Origin of the sequence: Mesorhizobium jarvisii (assembly GCF_003601985.1) — a bacterium.
GTDB lineage: Bacteria > Pseudomonadota > Alphaproteobacteria > Rhizobiales > Rhizobiaceae > Mesorhizobium > Mesorhizobium jarvisii.
In genome coordinates, this window is sequence record NZ_QZXA01000003.1 from 600,233 (window position 1) to 619,132 (window position 18,900).

Sequence of the window (18,900 nt, forward strand, 5' to 3'; positions counted from 1 at the left end):
CTCGCGCATGACCCCGGAAGTCGGAACCCACTTCCGGAAAGGATCATGCGCAAGATCAGAAGCGCTACAGCGTCCTTTGCGCGTCCAAGGGACGCGCGGCGCTGTAGTGCCGCCCGCAACTGGAGAAAAGTGCTTAGAGGCCGCTGTTCTTGGCGGCCGTGGTCAAGGCATCCTCAGGCGAGGACTGGCCGAGCAGCGATTCCTGGATCGCCTGCTGCAGCGCGGTCGACAGTTCCTGGTATTTCGGCGTGGTCGGACGCGGATACATGGCGGCAAGACCCTGCTTGGCGGCGGCGATCAGCTCTTCCTGGCCCTTGGTGACGGCCGGGTCGTCATAGGACGAGGCCCAGATCGGCAGCGACAGCTTGGCATACTGGTTCTGCGTCGCCTGCGAGGTCATGTATTCGATGTATTTCCAGGCTTCGTCCGGATGCTTCGAGACCGCGGTGACGCCGAGGCCCATCGAACCGTTGACGGCCGACACCTCGCTGATACCGGTGACGCCCGGTGCCGGCACGACGCCGACCTTGCCCGCCACCTTCGAGTCCTTCGGATCGTTGGCCATATTGTACATGTAGGTCCAGTTAAGCGCGAAGGCGGCATCGCCGTTTTCAAAGACCTTGCGCACGTCTTCTTCCAGGAATTCCTTGGAATTCGGGTTGGTGAGGCCGGACTTGTAGCTGTCGACCATGTATTTCAGCGCCGAGAGGCCGCCGCCATTCTGGAAGTCCGGCTTGCCGTCCTTGAGGAAGTCGCCGCCATAGGCGCTGACCAGCGTGGTGTAGTCGCAAATCGCGGCCTCGGCCTGCGACCAGCTCCAGGCGATCGGCGTCTTCAGCAGGCCCTTGTCCTGGATGATCTTGGCCTGTGCGCCAAGCTCTTCCCAGGTCTTCGGCGGTGTCTTGATGCCGGCCTTCTCCAGGATGTCCTTGTTGTAGAACAGATATTTGGTGTCGAGGATCCACGGCATGCCGTAGTATTTGCCGTCGTACTGGACCGTGGTCCAGGCGCCGGGCAGCACACCCTTCTTCATGTCGTCGGTGATCTTCGACGAGACGTCGACCAGCACCTTGTTGGTGGCGTATTCGGCCGGCCAGATGACGTCGAACAGCACGACGTCGTAGCCGCCGCCCGACCCCTGGGCCAGCACGGTCTTGTCGTGCAGGCCTTCATAGGGAACGAATTCGAGATTGACCTTGACGTCCGGATTGGCCTTGGTGAAGGCGTCCGTCATGGCGCGCACATCGGCCTCGCTGTAGGCGGCCTGCGCCATGAACAGCGCATTGAGCGTCGTTTCGGCGAAAGCGTGAGGGACGAGCAGTCCTCCGGCGAAGACCGCGCCGACCAGTGTTTTGGTGATTGTCTTAAGCATCTTCTTCTCCCATTTCCGGCGTTGAGCGGGTCGGCGATGCGGGCGTTTCGCTTCGCCTTCCCGGGTCCATGTCGCGTGACCTGATGCTTACCCGGTCGACCAGTGGCGACAGGCGGAAGGCCTTGGCCATCTTGTTTTCGGGACATTCGGTTTGCATTAAGTCAACTCGCTTGACTTAATTAGTCGATCAATATTCTAATGGAGTCAAGAGGGGAAAAGCCGGTGGACGACATCAGCCCGATCCGCGCCAAAAGCGGCACCAATCAGGAAGGCACCAGCGCACACAACCGCCGGGTCATGATCGAGGCGCTACGCCTAAATGGCGCCCTGTCGCGGGCCGACCTGGCGCGGGCGACGCAGCTCACCAAGCAGGCGGTCTCCAACATCATCGAGGATCTCGAAAGCGACGGCCTGGTCGTCGCGCTGGACGCGGTGCGCAAGGGCAGGGGGCAACCGTCTACCCCTTACAGGCTGGTGCCCGAAGGCGCCTTCGCCATCGGCCTGCATATCGACCGCCATCTGACGCGCGCGGTGGCCGTCGACCTGATGGGCAGCGTGCTGGCGCGGGCCGAGGCGAACCTGCCTTTCGATGAGCCGTCGAAGGGCGTCGAGATCATCCTGAAGCTGATTGCAGGTGTGCGCCGTGACCTGGCCGGCATTTCCGCGCAGTCGGAAAAACGGCTGGTCGGTCTCGGCGTTGCCATGCCCGGTCCTTTCGGACTGAAGGATTCGGACGACAAATGGATGATGCCGGCCTGGCAGAAGTTTCCGCTGCTGGAGACGCTGGCCAAAGGCACGGGGCTGAATGTCGGCCTGCAGAACGATGCCGCCGCCTGCGCCACTGCCGAACGTATCGTCGGCGCGGCGCACGGCGTCGACCACGCGGTCTGTCTCTATGTTGGCTACGGCATCGGCGCCGGGCTGATCCTCAATGGCGAACTCTATAGCGGCGGCCATGGCAATGCCGGCGAAATCGGCATGGCGCTGCTGGCGCCGGCCGGCCCAGGCTCGACGCCGCTCGAGCACCGCGCCTCGCTGGCCTCGCTCTACCAGCATCTCGACCTCAATCCGGCGGACAGCGATATCTACGAACAGATGAACGCCCTGGTGCTGGCCGAGGATACGAAGATGATGGCCTGGATCGACGGGGCCGCGCATGATCTGCGCTGGAGCGTGCATCTCATCGAGACGATCTTCGATCCGAAGACCGTGATCCTGACCAGCGGTGCGCCGGAAGCGCTGGCGCGCCGGCTCGTCGAGGCGATGCACCCGCTGCTGCCGTCGATCGCCGATCGGCCCGCAAGGAACCTGCCGCGCCTGCAGGTCGGCACCACGGACCCCTGGTCGATCGCGCTCGGTGCGGCCGCGGCGCCGATCAGCCGCGCCTTCGATCCGCTGTTCTCGGCGATCCTGAAGACGCGTTCCGCTCCGGCATAGGAACTCCCGAGGCCGAAGCGTCTCGGCGTCACACAGGGTTCATCGTGCGGACATAGCGTCTTTCCCAGTTCTTTGCTGCAATGCAATAGGAGTGGGACATGGTGGACATAGTTTCTAGTGAGGCGGGCATTCCGAGACCGGATCATCCGCTGCACAGTTCGGGCGGCGCGACGTGGTTTCTGCCGGCCTTCGGCGTGCTTGTGCTGGTCGGAGTGGTCTATGTCGGCTACGCGCTGAGCCAGGACCTGGCGGTGGCCAAGACGGTGCCATGGATCCTGCTCGGCATCGCCTTGCTGATCGCGCTCGGCTTCGAATTCGTCAACGGCTTCCACGATACCGCCAATGCGGTGGCGACAGTCATCTACACGCGCTCCCTGCCGGCCGAATTCGCCGTCATGTGGTCGGGCGTCTTCAATTTCCTTGGTGTTCTCACCTCCAGCGGCGCGGTGGCCTTCGGCATCCTGTCTCTGCTGCCGGTCGAGCTGATCCTGCAGGTCGGCTCCTCCTCCGGCTTTGCCATGGTGTTCGCGCTGCTCGTCGCCGCCATCCTGTGGAACCTCGGCACCTGGTTCCTCGGCCTGCCGGCTTCGAGCTCGCACACGATGGTCGGCTCGATCATCGGCGTCGGCCTCGCCAACCAGTTCATGGCGCCGTCCGGCAGCGCCACCAGCGGCGTCGACTGGTCGCAGGCGACCAATGTCGGCGTGACCTTGCTGGTGTCGCCGATCATCGGCTTCTTCGCCGCCGCGATCCTGCTCTATGCGATGAAGCTTCTGGTGCGTAATCCGGCGCTCTACGAGGCGCCGAAGGGCAACACGCCGCCGCCCTGGTGGATCCGCGGCCTGCTGATCTTCACCTGCACCGGCGTCAGCTTCGCGCATGGCTCCAATGACGGACAGAAGGGCATGGGCCTGATCATGCTGATCCTGATCGGCGTGGTGCCGACGGCCTATGCGCTGAACCGCACGCCCGACATCAACTATCTCGAAGCCTACAAGTCGGCTTCGGCCAATGTTGAAACGGCGCTTGGCAAATATGCGAAGCCTGGTGTCACCGTCACGGATGCCAAGGATGCCAAGGCAGCCGTCCAGGATGCCGTGCGCACCCGCAGCTGGAGCGACAAGACTACGGTCGCCTTGCAGACCTATATCCACAACACGACGGCTGGACTGCAGCCCTATGCGTCGGTCGACAATGTACCGACCGATCTGGTCAGCAACGCCCGCAACGACATCTATCTGATCGGCGAGGCGCTCAAGCTGATCGACAAGAAGCAACTGCTGCCGATGCAGGCCGCCGATCTCAAGGCGGTGACCGACTACCACAAGGCCGTCGACAATGCGACGAAGTTCATCCCGCTCTGGGTGAAGATCGCGGTGGCGCTGGCGCTGGGTCTCGGCACCATGGTCGGCTGGAAACGCATCGTCGTCACTGTCGGCGAGAAGATCGGCAAGAGCCACCTGACCTATGGCCAGGGTGCGGCGGCCGAACTCGTCGCCATGGTGACCATCGGCATGGCCGACCGGCTCGGCCTGCCGGTTTCGACCACCCATGTGCTGTCGTCGGGCGTCGCCGGAACGATGGCCGCCAATGGCTCGGGCCTGCAATGGTCTACGGTGCGCAACCTGCTGCTGGCCTGGGTGTTGACCCTGCCGTGCTCGATCGCGCTTGCCTTCGTGCTGTTCATCGTCTTCCGCCAGGTGTTCTGAGCGGAGCGCAGTGCACTACGCAAAAACGGCGCCGCTTGCGGCGCCGTTTTCGTTTGGGGTCTCAGAGGATAGAGGAAAAGTCCCGGCCTCTACGCTGGCCTGTCGATTTCAGGTCGGGTCTTCGCGATGCAGATCGTGGATGGTGACGCCGTCGGCATTGGCCGGCATGGTCAGCCATTTGGGATGGCGCAAGGTGCGCTGCGTGTCTTCCAGGCCGGTCTCCCAATGCTCGCGCATCGAGGTGCCGGAGAACTCGTAGTCCTTGGCGTGACCTTCATAGCCCTTGTGCTGGTAGATCAGGTGCACGATGTTGACCAAACCGGCGTCCGAATAGTCCGCGATCAGCGCTTCTTCCGCCGGTGTCAGCTGCTCCTTGGGCACGCGCTTGAGCGCATCGAGCAGGCGCATCTTCAGGCCATGGATGCGCTTGAAATTGTCGGTGTTCTGGCGCGTGCGGCTGGAATACATGATGTCCTTGTGGCGCGACAGCACGTCCGGCATGCTGCGCGGCAGCACACCGCGCGCGCTGAACAGGTCGACCTGGAACACCAGCGACGAACGGTCCTCTTCCTGGTCGAGCAGATATTGCAGCGGCGTGTTGGAGACGATGCCGCCGTCCCAATAGTATTCGCCTTCGATGCGGACCGACGGAAAGGCCGGCGGCAGCGCGCCGCTGGCCATGATGTGCTCGGGTCCGATGCGGACCTTGTCGGTATCGAAATAGACGAAGTTGCCGGTGCGGACATTGACCGCGCCGACGCTCAGCCGCTTCTTGCCGTCGTTCAGCACGTCGAAGTCGATCAGGCTCTCCAGCGTGTCTTTCAGCTCGGCGGTGTCGTAGAAGCTGGTGGCGCCCTCCGCACCCTGCGGCTCGAACCATGGGTTGGGGTTGCGCGGCTTGAAGAAGCCGGGCTGGCCCATGGTCATCGTCATCCAGGACGAGGTACGGTTGCGAATGTCGCGGTAGATGTCGCCTTCCGGCGTGTAGCTCCAGATCTTGCGGCCCGAGATCGTTTGCCAGAACTGTTCGAGCCGTTGCAGGCGGCGGCTGGGTTCATTGCCGGCGATGATCGCGGCATTGATGGCGCCGATCGACACGCCGGACAGCCAGCTCGGCTCGCAGCCGGCATCGGCCAACGCCTGGTAGACGCCGGCCTGGTATGCGCCGAGCGCGCCGCCGCCCTGGAACACCAAAGCGATGCGGTCATATTGCGCCGAAATCTCCGCGATCGTGGCGGCGGCTTCCTTGTTTCGGTGGCGTTCAAGCACGAATTTTCTCCGGCTGGGTTGTGCTGGTTGCGAGCCGGCTGTGATCACTGAGATAGTCGTGGACGACCTCGCCCAACCCAAGCGTCAAATCGGCCTTGAAGTGGACTGCGGAGACGATGTCGAGCACCGGCAGCTTCGCCACGTCGGCCATGACGTGGGGCCGCAGGTCCAGTGCCGCCGGCGCCGTCCAGGCCTCCTTCAGCATGATGTCGGTGAGATAATAGCGCACCAGCTCGCAGATACGCGGCGTGCCGTCGACATGCGGGATGATCTTGATCAGGAAATTGGGCGCGGCCAGCGATGCGAGCACGGAATCGTGATCGGCTTCCCGGTGTTTGTAGCCCATCGTGCCGGTGGCGCACAGGACGCTGCCATAATGCAGCGTGCCGACGATCACCTCGCCTTCGTGGACGATCTTGGGATTGGCCAGTTTCTTCGGAAAGCCCCACAGCTCGCGGCCGCCGGCAATCGGCGCGTCGTCGTCGAGATACATCGAGTGGACGTAACCGCCATGCTGGCCCTTGTACTTCACCGGAATGACCTGGCCGGTCTCGGTGTAGTCGCCGAATCCGGTGGAGTCAGGCATGCGGATGAATTCATACTTGACCAGCGGTTCGTCGATTTCCAGGGGCGCCGGCACCACGGCCTCCAGCGCCTCGCGTGTCGTGCGATAGGTGATGATGATGTATTCGCGGTCGAAGAAACGGTAGGGACCGGGCGGGAAGGACGGGTTGGTCAGCGGCATCGCATAGGCGCGCTTCACGACGTCGGTGATTTCCAAGCTGCACCCCCAAGGTTCTGTCGGATGAATTTCGTTCAGGAATGACCGCGCGAATGCGCAGCCGATTATGTTGCACGGCACCATGACAGTGCCGTGTCAGGCAAGCGACCGTGGTTTCGCAGCGGACGGGGTCGTGCCGGGGCTGCCGTCTGGCTGTAATCGCACCGACATATGGCTCTGTCATTGTCATGTTGCGACGCACAATTATATCCTCTCATTCCCTCCCTCCTCTCGCGAGATCACCATGGGTTCCCTGTCTTCGAAGCATTCCCTCGTCACCGGCTCGACCAGCGGTATCGGCCTGGCCATTGCCCGCGCCTTCGCCGCCGAGGGCGCCAACGTCACCATCAATGGTCTTGGCGACCCTGCGGCCATCGAGCAGGAGCGCTTGGGCATCGAGAGGGATTTCGGCGTCAAATGCCGCTACTCCGACGCCAACATGATGGATGGGGCGGCGGTGAGCGCCATGGTGCATGATGCCGAGGCGGCGTTCGGCAGCCTCGATATCCTGGTCAACAATGCCGGCATCCAGCACGTCGCGCCGATCGAGGAGTTTCCCGACGACAAATGGGAAGCCATCATCCGCATCAATCTTCTGGCGGCCTTCTATGCCATCAAGGCTGTGGTGCCGGGCATGAAGGCGCGCAAATGGGGCCGCATCATCAACACGGCTTCGGCGCACGCGCTGGTCGCCTCGCCGTTCAAGTCGGCCTATGTGTCGGCCAAGCATGGCATTGCAGGGCTGACCAAGACGGTGGCGCTGGAAGTCGCGCAGGACGGCATCACGGTCAACGCCATCGCGCCCGGCTATGTCTGGACGCCGCTGGTCGAGAAGCAGATCCCCGACACGATGAAGGCGCGCGGCATGACCGAGGAACAGGTCAAGCATGACGTGCTGCTCGCCGCACAGCCGACGAAGGAATTCGTCACCGTGGAGGAACTTGCGGCGTTGACACTGTTCCTATGCTCGGATGCGGCCAGGCAGATCACCGGCACGACCCTGCCGATGGACGGCGGCTGGACGGCGCAGTAGAGGGGGCAATCGAGGCGTTGCGTTTTCTGGTTGGCGCCACGCGGCGCCGGCGGGAAGGGTACGGTCAGGTCCATGAAAATCATCCAGCTCTCCGATCCGCATCTGATGACGCCGGGTGGCCTGCTCTACGGCTCCGATCCGCTGGCAAGGCTGGACGCCTGCCTTGCCGACATCGGCCAGAACCACGCCGATGCCGAAATGGTGGTGATCTCGGGCGACCTGACCAATGATGGCGAGCGCGCCGCCTATGCGGCGTTGCGCGACAGGCTGGCGCGATTTTCGCAGCCCTGCCGGCTCATGCTCGGCAACCATGACGACCGGGCGCTTTTCCTCGAAATGTTCCCCGATGCCGCCGCCGAGCAGGGGTTCGTGCAGAGCGTGTTCGATGGCACAGAGGGCCGGCTGATCCTGCTCGACACGCTGGACAGCGGCCATGTCGAGGGCAGGCTGTGCGCCGCGCGGCTCGAATGGCTTGATGAACGGCTGCAAGAGGCGGGCAACCGGCCGGTCCTCCTGTTCATGCACCACCCGCCGTTCCGGATACACATGCCAGTGCTCGACGAGGTCAGGCTTGCCGACGCCGATACCTTCCATGACATGCTGTCGCGCCACGGCAATGTCCGCCACATTTTCGCCGGCCACGTCCATCGGCCGATCGCCGGCAGCTGGCGCGGCATTCCCGTCAGCACGCTGCGCAGCACCAACCACCAGACCGCCCTCGATTTTTCGCAGCGCTGGAGCCTGGGTCACGAGCCGCCCGCCTATGCGGTGATCTTCATCGATGCGGAGGGGGTGATCGCGCATTTCCACGATCTTCCCGTCGCCGGATAATGTGCCGCCAACAGAGGGGGACAAGGACGCGATAGCGCCATCGCGCCATGTCTTTCTTCGTGTTTTAGGAGCATCTTGTGCAACCGTAGAGCAATCATGCGCGCCGAGAGTGCCATGCCCAGCGACACTGAGGAAGCTTCGCCGATCTCGTTCTATGAGGTTATGACCGCCGAGGCGTCGGTTGTTACACGGCGCCGGGAACTGGTTGCGGCCAGACACGCACCGGACATCAAGACCGTGAACGGGCCTGCCGCCAAGCCGTCAGCCACCCAAGTCAATGTGGCAGGGGCGGACAAAGAAGACGAACGCGGCAACCTCTATCCCGTGGTCAAGACGGACCGCGACCTGACTGGTCTGGCGTGCTCGGGCGGTGGCATTCGTTCGGCGGCATTTTGCATGGGGGTGCTGCAGGCGCTGGAGTCCATCACAGAAAAGGACCGGCCGAAAGTGTTCGAGAATATCGACTATATGTCGACGGTTTCCGGAGGCGGCTACATCGGCACGTCGCTGGTCGCCGGGTTGATGCAGACCAATGGCGAGTTTCCGTTCACAAGCACGCTCGGCGGTCCTGAAACCCTCGAGACACAGCACATCCGGGACTACTCCAACTATCTGGCGCCGAAGGGAATGATCGATGTCGTCGTCGGCCTCGTTGTGGTGATGCGTGGGCTGCTGATCAATGCGATGATCTTCCTAGCCGCGCTGTTGACGCTCGCCTGGTTGACCATCCTGATCAATCCGACCGAAACGTCGCTGCGGCTACCCATTCTTCACAAGCTGACCCAGAATTCAGGGAACGTGTTCTATTGGTCGATCCTGATGGCAGTGGTCCTGGGACTCGTCCAGATCGGCTATTCGATATTTGCCTTTCGGCCTTCCAGCCGGACCGACCGCATGACGACACTTGTCGAGCGAGAAATGGCCAGCAGGATCTTGGCGCTCTTCTTCATCGTCTGCCTGCTGATCGCCTTCTTCGAGTTTCAAGCCTATGTCCTGGCGGGCTTCTTCGATGCGGCCAAGGCGCCAGACGATTGTTCCGAGATCAACTGGGTCGGCTGCATCCTGATCCACGCCCCTACGTCTCTCAAAGGGCTCTGGACCGTGCTTGCCGGCATGTCGGCGGCCCTTGCTGCCTTCGGCAACAAGCTGATTGCCGTAGCGGCGGCCTCGAAGAGCGACGATTCGTGGACCGGGACGGCCAGGCATCTTGCCTCAAAGATACTGCTCTACTGTCTGGCAATGGTCGTGCCGATATTGCTGTGGTGCATCTATCTGGGGCTTTCCTATGCGGGGATCGGCGCTGGAGACACGGTCATTGGAAACACCAGGATGACCTATGCGGTTCTGGCCGGTGTGCTCATCGTCCTGTCGTTGCTGGTGACACCCAACGCGAATTCCCTCCACGGATACTATCGGGACCGCTTGAGCAGGGCGTTTCTCTGGCGCCTGGACAAGCTGAAAGAGAGTGCCAGGAACGAGCTTGCCGAAAAGAGCCACATCCTTGCTGATTTGAGAAAGCGGCTGAAAGACAGGCAGGCTCGGAAACGGTCAACCGATGTCGATCAGTTCAAGTTGACTTCGCTCAAGCCCGGATCTCCGGGAAAGTGGGCCGATTCCGTCTGGTTCTCGCCGTACCTGCTCATCAACACTGCGGTCAATCTGGAGGGATCGCCCTATCTCGGTCGCCGTGGTCGCAGCGCAGATTCCTTCGTCTTCAGTCCCATCTACACCGGCAGCCAGGCCACTGGCTATGCCGCGACGATCTCGCTCGAGCGCGCTGACCGCAATCTCAATCTCGGCACGGCAATGGCCATCTCCGGCGCGGCGGCGTCGGCCAATATGGGCGCAAATACGATCCGGATCCTGACGTTCAGCCTTGCCGCACTGAATGTCCGCCTGGGGTACTGGCTTCCAAATCCGCGATTTCTCCGCGGTCGTACCGGCCTGCGGCGATTGCTGGCTAATATCGCACCCTGGTACTTTGCCAAGGAGGCGATTGGCAGGGTCGATGAACTGACGAGCAACGTCTACCTGACGGATGGCGGCCATTGCGACAATCTAGGCCTGTATGAACTGCTGAAACGGCGCTGCAAGGTCATCGTCGTTGCCGACGCGGAAGCGGACCCGACGCTCGACTTCAACTCGCTTATCCGGGTCGAACGCTACGCGCGAATTGATCTCGGCATCCTCATAGATCTGCCATGGTCCGAACTGCGTCGCTCCAATGCGCTGGCGACCGAGGACAGTCTTGTCAACGCCTCGACCGACGAGGCGCGGTTCCAGGGGCCGCACGTGGCGATCGGTCGTATCGACTATGGCGGAAACGAGCACGGTGTCCTGATCTACATCAAGTCCTGCATGAGCGGCGACGAGAGCGACATGATCCGCGATTATCGAAGACGGTATCCGCAGTTCCCGCACCAAACCACCCTGGATCAGTTCTTCAACGAGGAACAGTTCGAGGTCTATCGCGCACTTGGCTTCCACGCGACCCGCAATTTCTTCACCGGCAAGGATCATTTCGCCAGCTTGAAGAGCTGCCCGGTTCCGGACTGGCCGGGCGCTGTGGGGAGGGCACTGACCGAACTCAACGTGCCTGGCGACGCCGTGGAGAAGATCGTGCAGCGCCAGCAGGATGCGATGATATAGCGCCGCCATGGGCGACTGGCCCGGCGATGCGTTCGATGTCGCCGCATGACGATCCCCCGCGCGCTCCATCACGCAGCCGAGAACCTGGTGAGCCCTGTCGATCGAGAGCCCTGCCGCATCGCCGGTCGGCTGATCCCCTGAAAGCACGGAGTTGCGCGGAGGCGACAGGTCCTGGTCCGGTTCGCCGCCGGAAAGGGCTCGGGAAGGAGGTGCTGGAAAGTTTCCAAAAGCACACGGATTTGGACATTAGTCTTGACAGAAATACAGATGTTCAATACCCGTCAAGCGAATGAACAAGCCTGCAATGTGGGAGGAATGAGCGGAATGGCTTCCAATGTTTCGTTGACGGGCCTTGCCCGCGATCTCGATGAGCGCGGCAAGTCGGGCAAGCCCATCCGCATCGGCCTGATCGGCTCCGGCGAGATGGGAACCGACATCGTCACCCGCGTCGCCCATATGTCCGGCATCGAGATCGGCGCGATCTCGGAACTGAACCTGCCGGCCGCCAGCAAGGCGGTGGACATCGCCTTCCAGGAAACCGGCCATGCGCGTGAAGTGTCGAACGCTTCGGCGATGACAGCTGCCATGGAGGCCGGCAAGGTGGCGGTCACCAATGACGCCAGCCTGGTCATCAACAATGATCTGATCGACGTGGTCATCGACGCGACCGGCGTCCCCGCCGTCGGCGCCGAAATCGGCCTGCGCGCCATGGAACACGGCAAGCATCTGGTGATGATGAATGTCGAGGCCGACGTCACCATCGGCGCCTATTTGAAGAGTGAGGCCGACCGGCTCGGCGTCACCTATTCGCTGGGCGCCGGCGACGAGCCGTCCTCCTGCATGGAGCTGATCGAATTCGTCTCGGCCATGGGCCATCCGATCGTTGCCGCTGGCAAGGGCAAAAACAATCCGCTCAACATCGACGCCACGCCGCCCGCCTATGAGGAAGAGGCCAAGCGCCGGCATATGAATGTGCGCATGCTGGTCGAATTCGTCGATGGTTCGAAGACCATGGTCGAGATGGCGGCGATCGCCAACGCCACCGGGCTGGTGCCCGACAAGGCCGGCATGCATGGCCCGGCGGCGACCCTCGGCGAGCTCTCGAAAGTGCTGGTGCCCGAAAAGGACGGCGGCGTGCTGTCCAGGGTCGGCGTCGTCGACTACTCGATCGGCAAGGGCGTTGCGCCCGGCGTCTTCGTCGTCGCCGACATGTCGCATCCGCGCATTTCGGAGCGCATGGAAGATTTGAAGATGGGCAAGGGTCCGTATTTCACCTTCCACCGCCCCTATCACCTGACCTCGCTCGAAGTGCCGCTGACCTGTGCCCGCGTCGTGCTCTACGGCAAGGCCGACATGGTGCCTCTGGCAAAGCCGGTGGCCGAAGTCGCCGCCGTGGCCAAGAAGGACATGCAGCCCGGCGAGAAGCTCGATGCGATCGGCGAATATTGCTACCGCGCCTGGATCATGACGGCGCCCGAAGCCCATGCCGCCAAGGCCATTCCCTGCGGCCTGCTGCAGGGCGGCTCGGTCACCGCGCCGATCAAGAAGGGCGAGCTCATCACCTATGCCAATGCCGCCCCGGCTCCGGGCTCCAAGATCGCCGAACTGCGCGCCCGCCAGGACAAGCTCGTCTACGGAACCGCGGGAGCCTGATCATGGCCGGAGCCAGCAAAGCCGTCGCGGACAGTCGCGCCAACCTGCCTTTTGTCTATCGTCAGTACAGCGCCGAGCAGCTCAAGCAGGTGCTCTACAAGATGTACCTCATCCGCCGCTTCGAGGAGGGCGCCGAGGAAAGCTACATGCGCGGCCTGATCCACGGCACCATGCACCTGTCGATCGGCCAGGAAGCCTGCGCCATGGGCATCTGCATGCCGCTTGGCGAGGATGACCAGATCACCTCGACGCATCGCGGCCATGGCCATTGCATCGCCAAAGGCGCCGAGGTGAAGCGCATGTTCGCCGAGTTCTTCGGCAAGACCACGGGCTACTGCAAGGGCCGTGGCGGCTCGATGCACATTGCCGATGTCGCCAAGGGCAACCTCGGCGCCAACGGCATTGTCGGCGGCGGCATTCCGATCGCCGTCGGGGCGGCACTCTCCTCCAAGATGATGAAGACCGGCAAGGTCGTCGTCTCCTTCTTCGGCGACGGCGCCAACAATGAAGGCGCCTTCCACGAGGCGCTCAACATGGCGGCGGTCTGGAAGCTGCCGGTCATTTTCGTCTGCGAGAACAATGGCTACGGCATGTCGACCTCGACCGCCCGTTCCACCGCGGTCAAGAACATCGCCGACCGCGCCGCCGCCTATTCGATGCCCGGTGTCATCGTCAATGGCAACATCTTCTCGGAAGTCGCCGAGGCCTCCTACAAGGCCGTCGAGCGCGCCCGCGCCGGCGAGGGGCCGACGTTGATCGAATCCAAGACCTACCGCCATCGCGGCCATTCCAAGAGCGACCGCAACCGCTATCGCACCAAGGAAGAGATCGAGGACTGGATGTCGAACCGCGACCCGATCACGCTGTTCGAGAACGAGCTGCGCGAATTCGGCTTTATCGACGACGAGGGCATCGAGGCCATTCGCAGTGGGGTGGCGCAGGAGATCGCCGACGGCATCGAGTTCGCCAAGGTGAGCCCGTCGCCTGACGTCAGCGAGACCGGAAATTACGTGTATACGGAGCAGGCGTGATGGACGCGATGGTGCGTGAACTGAGCTACGCCCAGGCGATCCAGGAAGCCATGGCGATCGCCATGGACATGGACGAACGCGTCTTCCTGATGGGGGAGGATATTGGCGTCTATGGCGGCGCCTTCCAGGTGACCGGCGATCTGGTCGAGCGCTATGGTACCGAGCGGGTGATCGACACGCCGATCTCGGAACTGGGCGGCGCGGGCGTGGCGGTGGGTGCGGCGCTCACCGGCATGCGGCCGATCTTCGAATTCCAGTTTTCCGACTTCGCCACGCTCGCCATGGAGCAGATCGTCAACCAGGCGGCCAAGATGCGCTTCATGCTGGGCGGCGAGGTTTCGGTTCCCGTGGTGATGCGCTTTCCCGCCGGCTCGGGCACGGGTGCGGCGGCCCAGCACAGCCAGAGCCTGGAAGCCTGGCTCGGGCACGTGCCAGGGCTCAAGGTCATCCAGCCGGCGACGCCCTATGATGCCAAGGGCATGCTTTTGGCGGCGGTCGCCGATCCCGATCCGGTGATGATCTTCGAGCACAAGCTGCTCTACAAGATGAAGGGCCCGGTGCCCGAAGGCTATTACACGGTGCCGATCGGCAAGGCCGACATCCGCCGCGAAGGCCGCGACCTCACCATCGTCGCCACCTCGATCATGGTGCAGAAGGCGCTCGACGCCGCCGCCACGCTGGAAGCCGAAGGCATCGACGTCGAAGTCGTCGATCTCCGCACCATCCGGCCGATGGACAAGCAGACCGTCATCGACAGCGTCAAGAAGACGTCGCGGCTGATGTGCGTCTACGAAGCGGTCAAGACGCTGGGCATCGGCGCCGAGGTCAGCGCGATGATCGCCGAGAGCGAGGCGTTCGACTATCTCGATGCGCCGATCGTGCGGCTGGGCGGCGCCGAGACGCCGATCCCCTACAATCCCGAGCTCGAAAAAGCCGCGGTGCCGCAGGTTCCCGACATCATCACCGCCGCGCGCGACCTCGTCAAAGGGGTTCGCTGAGACATGCCGACCGAAGTCATTCTTCCCAAGGTCGACATGGACATGGCGACCGGACAGATCTCGCGCTGGTTCGCTGAGGAAGGCGCCCGGGTCAAGAAGGGCGACGTGCTGTTCGAGATCGAGACCGACAAGGCAGCCATGGAAATCGACGCGCCAGCCAGCGGCGTGCTGCGCGACGTCACCGGCAAGGAAGGCGTCGACATTCCCGTTGGCGCGCCGGTTGCGTGGATTTATGCCGATGGCGAGGCCTATGCGGCCAAGCAAGACGCGGCGCCAATTTCCCCCCTTGTGGGGGAGATGTCGGCGAAGCCGGCAGAGGGCGGCGCTGTCCCGCCAACGTCGCATTCTGTCACGCCCCCCTCTGCCCTGCCGGGCATCTCCCCCACAAGGGGGGAGATCGGCCAATCGCCGTCGGGCATACGCGCGACACCGCTTGCCCGACGTTTGGCCCGTGAGGCAGGTCTTGCTCTTGCCAGCATCATCGGCACCGGCCCTTATGGCCGCGTGGTCAAGGCGGACATTGACGCGGCGGTTGCCGGCGGCGCGAAGGCTGCACCCGAAGCCGAGGTCGTGCCCACCGCTGCGCCAGCAACGCCGGCTGCTTCTGCCCCTGCAGTGAAAGCGATGTCGGACGACCAAGTGCTGAAGTTGTTCGAGCAAGGCTCCTACGAACTCGTCCCGCACGACAATATGCGCAAGACGATTGCGCGGCGGCTGGTCGAGGCCAAGTCCACCATCCCGCATTTCTATCTGACGCTCGACTGTGAACTCGACGCATTGCTGGCGCTGCGCACGCAGATCAATGCCGCCGCCCCGATGAAGAAGACCGACAAGGGCGAGGCTCCCGCCTACAAGCTGTCGGTCAACGACATGGTCATCAAGGCGATGGCGATGGCCTTGATGGCTGTGCCGGATGCCAATGCCTCGTGGACCGAAAGTGCCATGGTCAAGCACAAGCATGCCGATGTCGGCGTTGCCGTCTCGATCCCCGGTGGCCTGATCACGCCGATCATTCGGCATGCGGACGAAAAGACGCTGTCGACCATCTCCAACGAGATGAAGGATCTGGCGAGCCGCGCCCGCAGCCGCAAGCTGAAGCCGGAGGAGTATCAGGGCGGCACCACGGCCGTATCCAACCTCGGCATGTTCGGCATCAAGGACTTCGCCGCCGTCATCAATCCTCCGCATGCGACGATCCTGGCGGTCGGTGCCGGCGAGGAGCGGGCGGTGGTCAAGAATGGCGAGATCAAAATCGCCACCGTGATGTCGGTGACCTTGTCGACCGACCATCGCGCTGTCGATGGCGCGCTCGGCGCCGAACTTCTGGTCGCCTTCAAGCGGCTGATCGAGAACCCGATGGGCATGCTGGTCTAGCTTCTTGTTGTAAGCCGGTGCCAAACGTTACGCCGGCTTACGACAGAAACGACTTGTCAGGCGCCGACCCTTGACCCATCTTCCCCAGTGGATCGCGACCAAGGGAGGCCAAAATGCCTGCATTCGACCCGTCTGACGTCAAAACCTTGTTCGGCAAGGTCATGGGTGCCTCGCCGTCCGACATCAAGCTGGTGGCGCAGCGCCTGCACGACCATGCCTTCGAGCCGCGCATGTCGGCGGAGGAGACCAGGCAGCTTGTCGCTGACCTGGGCTATGACAGCCTCGATGCGTTCTGTGCTGATATCGGCCTGCCCGCTCATATCGCCGAGCGCTGGAGCCGTTTTGGCGTTTCCGGTGAGATGAAACAGGTGTTCACCCTTTTGGCGGCCCAGCGCAAGCGGGTGGCCGAGGCGATCGCCGAATTCGAATCCATGACCCATGTCGGCGTCGAGGATTATTTGCGCGAACGCGGCCTCATCTAAGGTGTATCTATATTCGGGTGAGGTCGGCCTGCAAATGGCAGGACCTCAACCGCCCTTGGCCAGCAGTGCAGTCGCCGTGTCGCTGTCGGTGATTAGCACATTGGTGCTGACCGCCTTGAGTGCGGCCAGGATCGCCGCCACCTTGCGTTTTCCGCCGGCGGCCAGCACGACATTCGGCACCTGGCTCACCACATCGAGACCGATGGCCATGACGCGCCCGTTGACCTCATGGTCGACCAGCCGGCCGGCGGCATCGACGAAGTAGCACAGCATGTTGGCGACCGCGCCTTTCGCCTTCAATGGCGCGATCAGCGATGACGGCACGATCCCGTGGCGAAAGATGGTGGCGTCCGCGGACATGTCGCCGACGGTGAGCAGTGCGATGTCGGCGGCCGCCGCCCGCTGGCGTACGTCCTGCAGGGTCGGCTGCGCCCACAGGAGGTCGCGAAGCGCGGGATCGTCAACCATCACCGGCGCGGTGATCTGGTAGGAGTCGACCTCGAAGACATCGGCGACCTTGGCGGCGACGATCGACGGGTTGATCCACTGCGAATGCGGCAGGCTGCCGACGAGCGCCACCACCGAGGCGCGCCTCAGCTGCTGGCGGGCGAGGAAGCCCAGGCTTGCATGCAGTGTCGCGCCGCCGCCGATCGCCAGCGTCATGCCGTCGTGCATCTGCTCGCCGAGATAGGCCGCCACGGCATGGCCGATCGCCTTTTCCAGATGCTCATGCGCCGAGGGTGTCGGGATGACCACCGCGGCGTCGAGGCCCCAGCGCTTTTCCAGTTCCCGCTCGAGCGCAACCTGCCCGGCGGTCGGTGCGTTGATCATGGTGACCACGATGCCTTCGGCGGTGCAGGCAGCCAGCGTGCGCATGACCTTCACGCGGGAGACATCGAGCTTCTCGGCGATCTGTTCCTGCGTGAAGCCCTCGACATAGTAGAGCCAGGCCGTCTTGACGTTGAGATCGGACGACACCATCGGCAGGCGGGCCGGTGTGGGTTTTTCTGTGGGCATCTGTTCTCGTCCCTCATCAGCCATGGCCGACCGCGTCGTCCTCATCGGAGAAACGCCGGCCGGATGTCAACCGGCTGCCGGTTTCAGCCAAGCCGATTGTTGCACATCTCTGATCATTTGTAATTGACAATGTACAAATGAACATATTTTGTGAGTTTCACGCGCAGTGTCATCCACCAGTCATATGCGCCGTGCAGGGAGGAAGAGACGGGGAGCCGGCCAGGGGCCGGACCGGTCATGCACAGACAAGACAGGAGGTCTCATGAAGACGCTACTCATCAAGCTGCTGGCCAGCCAGTTGGCGCTCGCGGCAATTTTGTTTGCCGGCGTGGCAAACGCCGAAACACTGACGCTCTACACATCGCAGCCGGAAGCCGACGCGGCCAAGACCGTGGACGCCTTCAAGAAGGCGCAGCCCGGCATCGACGTGACCATCTATCGTTCTGGAACCAGCGACATCCTCACCAAGATGGCGGCCGAGTTCGCCGCCGGCAGCCCGCAACCCGACGTGCTTTTGATCGCCGACGCGGTCTCGATGGAGCTATTGAAGAAGGACGACCGGCTGCTGCCTTATCCCGAAGCCAAGCTCGATGGCATCGAGGCTGATGCCTATGACGCCGACAGGACCTATTTCGGCAGCAAGCTGATCACCACCGGCATCGTCTACAACACCGCGGCTGCTGAAAAGCCGCAGCATTGGGCCGATCTTGCCAAGCCCGCCTATGCCGATGGCCTGGTCATGCCGAGCCCGCTCTATTCGGGCGCGGCCGCCTATCTGCTTTCCGGCTTTGCCGGCGATACCAACTTAGGCTGGGATTTCTTCCAGAAGCTGAAGACCAACAACACCGTCAGCGTGCGCGGCAACGGTGCTGTACTGAAGTCGGTGGCATCAGGCGAGAAGCCCTATGGCATCCTCGTCGACTTCATGGCGATGAACGCCAAGAAGAAGGGCTCGCCGGTCGAGTTCGTGTTCCCGAGCGAAGGCGTGCCGGCGGTGACCGAGCCGGTCGCCATCATGAAGACCGCCAAGAATGTCGACGGCGCCAAGAAGTTCGTCGACTTCATTCTGTCGGATGAAGGCCAGAAGCTGGCGCTGTCCATGGGCTACCTGCCGGCGCGTGCCTCGGTCGGCCGTCCCGAATGGCTGCCGGAAGGCGTCAAGGTCAAGGTGATGCCGTTCGACACCAAGGCGATCGTCGCCAAGACCGACGCCGACAAGGCGAAGTTCCAGGAACTGTTCGGCGGCTGAGCCGGCAATCGTGGC

Annotated in this window: 15 protein-coding genes; 11 read left to right on the plus strand and 4 right to left on the minus strand. The window is 62.9% G+C overall.

The genetic code is table 11. The features are described from left to right. Positions 1 to 133: 133 nt before the first annotated feature. Entirely contained in the window at positions 134 to 1,372 is a 1,239-nt protein-coding gene (locus tag D3242_RS10590; RefSeq protein ID WP_027047462.1) for an extracellular solute-binding protein, read from the minus strand. A 222-nt stretch (positions 1,373 to 1,594) separates the two neighbouring features. On the opposite strand from D3242_RS10590, the gene D3242_RS10595 reads away from it, so the two are divergent. Next, positions 1,595 to 2,809, plus strand: coding sequence for an ROK family transcriptional regulator (locus tag D3242_RS10595; protein WP_064981056.1), 1,215 nt, complete (start codon positions 1,595 to 1,597; stop codon positions 2,807 to 2,809). A gap of 98 nt (positions 2,810 to 2,907) precedes the next feature. After that, complete coding sequence (locus D3242_RS10600; RefSeq protein ID WP_064981054.1) at positions 2,908 to 4,518, plus strand: inorganic phosphate transporter; 1,611 nt, start codon at positions 2,908 to 2,910, stop codon at positions 4,516 to 4,518. Positions 4,519 to 4,626: 108 nt separating this feature from the next. Here D3242_RS10600 and D3242_RS10605 read toward each other — a convergent pair whose 3' ends face one another. Both D3242_RS10605 and D3242_RS10610 read right to left on the minus strand, forming a co-directional pair. Continuing rightward, positions 4,627 to 5,787 (minus strand): patatin-like phospholipase family protein, encoded by a 1,161-nt coding sequence (locus D3242_RS10605; protein WP_064981053.1) that lies wholly within the window; start codon positions 5,785 to 5,787, stop codon positions 4,627 to 4,629. After that, positions 5,780 to 6,568, minus strand: a complete 789-nt coding sequence (locus D3242_RS10610; RefSeq protein ID WP_064981052.1) for an acetoacetate decarboxylase — start codon at positions 6,566 to 6,568, stop codon at positions 5,780 to 5,782. Before D3242_RS10610 ends, D3242_RS10605 begins: the two co-directional genes overlap by 8 nt. Positions 6,569 to 6,812: 244 nt before the next feature. Here D3242_RS10610 and D3242_RS10615 point away from each other — a divergent pair, with 244 nt between their 5' ends. From D3242_RS10615 to D3242_RS10650, 8 genes are all read left to right on the plus strand, one after another. After that, positions 6,813 to 7,601: a 3-hydroxybutyrate dehydrogenase gene (locus tag D3242_RS10615; protein WP_064981051.1), complete on the plus strand. Its 789-nt coding sequence runs from the start codon at positions 6,813 to 6,815 to the stop codon at positions 7,599 to 7,601. Positions 7,602 to 7,673: 72 nt separating this feature from the next. After that, positions 7,674 to 8,432, plus strand: a complete 759-nt coding sequence (locus D3242_RS10620; protein WP_064981708.1) for a phosphodiesterase — start codon at positions 7,674 to 7,676, stop codon at positions 8,430 to 8,432. 96 nt (positions 8,433 to 8,528) lie between these two features. Continuing rightward, positions 8,529 to 11,081: a patatin-like phospholipase family protein gene (locus tag D3242_RS10625; protein ID WP_064981050.1), complete on the plus strand. Its 2,553-nt coding sequence runs from the start codon at positions 8,529 to 8,531 to the stop codon at positions 11,079 to 11,081. A gap of 324 nt (positions 11,082 to 11,405) precedes the next feature. Continuing rightward, positions 11,406 to 12,734 carry an NAD(P)H-dependent oxidoreductase gene (locus tag D3242_RS10630; protein ID WP_064981049.1) on the plus strand — a complete coding sequence of 443 codons (1,329 nt, stop codon included), beginning with the start codon at positions 11,406 to 11,408 and terminating at the stop codon, positions 12,732 to 12,734. A 2-nt stretch (positions 12,735 to 12,736) separates the two neighbouring features. Next, positions 12,737 to 13,765 carry a thiamine pyrophosphate-dependent dehydrogenase E1 component subunit alpha gene (locus D3242_RS10635; RefSeq protein ID WP_064981048.1) on the plus strand — a complete coding sequence of 343 codons (1,029 nt, stop codon included), beginning with the start codon at positions 12,737 to 12,739 and terminating at the stop codon, positions 13,763 to 13,765. Further along, positions 13,765 to 14,763 (plus strand): alpha-ketoacid dehydrogenase subunit beta, encoded by a 999-nt coding sequence (locus D3242_RS10640; protein WP_064981047.1) that lies wholly within the window; start codon positions 13,765 to 13,767, stop codon positions 14,761 to 14,763. Before D3242_RS10635 ends, D3242_RS10640 begins: the two co-directional genes overlap by 1 nt. A 3-nt stretch (positions 14,764 to 14,766) precedes the next feature. Beyond that, positions 14,767 to 16,137 carry a pyruvate dehydrogenase complex dihydrolipoamide acetyltransferase gene (locus D3242_RS10645; protein WP_064981046.1) on the plus strand — a complete coding sequence of 457 codons (1,371 nt, stop codon included), beginning with the start codon at positions 14,767 to 14,769 and terminating at the stop codon, positions 16,135 to 16,137. A 113-nt stretch (positions 16,138 to 16,250) separates the two neighbouring features. Beyond that, complete coding sequence (locus D3242_RS10650) at positions 16,251 to 16,619, plus strand: hypothetical protein (RefSeq protein WP_064981045.1); 369 nt, start codon at positions 16,251 to 16,253, stop codon at positions 16,617 to 16,619. Between the two features lie 45 nt (positions 16,620 to 16,664). Here D3242_RS10650 and D3242_RS10655 read toward each other — a convergent pair whose 3' ends face one another. Then, complete coding sequence (locus D3242_RS10655) at positions 16,665 to 17,636, minus strand: sugar-binding transcriptional regulator (RefSeq protein WP_064981044.1); 972 nt, start codon at positions 17,634 to 17,636, stop codon at positions 16,665 to 16,667. Between the two features lie 262 nt (positions 17,637 to 17,898). Here D3242_RS10655 and D3242_RS10660 point away from each other — a divergent pair, with 262 nt between their 5' ends. Further along, a complete protein-coding gene (locus D3242_RS10660; RefSeq protein WP_064981043.1) occupies positions 17,899 to 18,885 on the plus strand; it encodes an ABC transporter substrate-binding protein in 987 nt (328 codons plus the stop codon). The last annotated feature ends 15 nt before the right edge of the window (positions 18,886 to 18,900 follow it).

Excerpts from the sequence above, each read along its gene's own strand:
- D3242_RS10630 (WP_064981049.1), top strand. The coding sequence starts at position 11,406 with ATGGCTTCCAATGTTTCGTTGACGGGCCTTGCCCGCGATCTCGATGAG.
- D3242_RS10640 (WP_064981047.1), top strand. The coding sequence starts at position 13,765 with ATGGACGCGATGGTGCGTGAACTGAGCTACGCCCAGGCGATCCAGGAA.
- D3242_RS10650 (WP_064981045.1), top strand. The coding sequence starts at position 16,251 with ATGCCTGCATTCGACCCGTCTGACGTCAAAACCTTGTTCGGCAAGGTC.
- D3242_RS10660 (WP_064981043.1), top strand. The coding sequence starts at position 17,899 with ATGAAGACGCTACTCATCAAGCTGCTGGCCAGCCAGTTGGCGCTCGCG.
- D3242_RS10615 (WP_064981051.1), top strand. The coding sequence starts at position 6,813 with ATGGGTTCCCTGTCTTCGAAGCATTCCCTCGTCACCGGCTCGACCAGC.
- D3242_RS10645 (WP_064981046.1), top strand. The coding sequence starts at position 14,767 with ATGCCGACCGAAGTCATTCTTCCCAAGGTCGACATGGACATGGCGACC.
- D3242_RS10590 (WP_027047462.1), bottom strand. The coding sequence starts at position 1,372 with ATGCTTAAGACAATCACCAAAACACTGGTCGGCGCGGTCTTCGCCGGA.
- D3242_RS10620 (WP_064981708.1), top strand. The coding sequence starts at position 7,674 with ATGAAAATCATCCAGCTCTCCGATCCGCATCTGATGACGCCGGGTGGC.
- D3242_RS10635 (WP_064981048.1), top strand. The coding sequence starts at position 12,737 with ATGGCCGGAGCCAGCAAAGCCGTCGCGGACAGTCGCGCCAACCTGCCT.
- D3242_RS10655 (WP_064981044.1), bottom strand. The coding sequence starts at position 17,636 with ATGCCCACAGAAAAACCCACACCGGCCCGCCTGCCGATGGTGTCGTCC.
- D3242_RS10625 (WP_064981050.1), top strand. The coding sequence starts at position 8,529 with ATGCGCGCCGAGAGTGCCATGCCCAGCGACACTGAGGAAGCTTCGCCG.
- D3242_RS10600 (WP_064981054.1), top strand. The coding sequence starts at position 2,908 with ATGGTGGACATAGTTTCTAGTGAGGCGGGCATTCCGAGACCGGATCAT.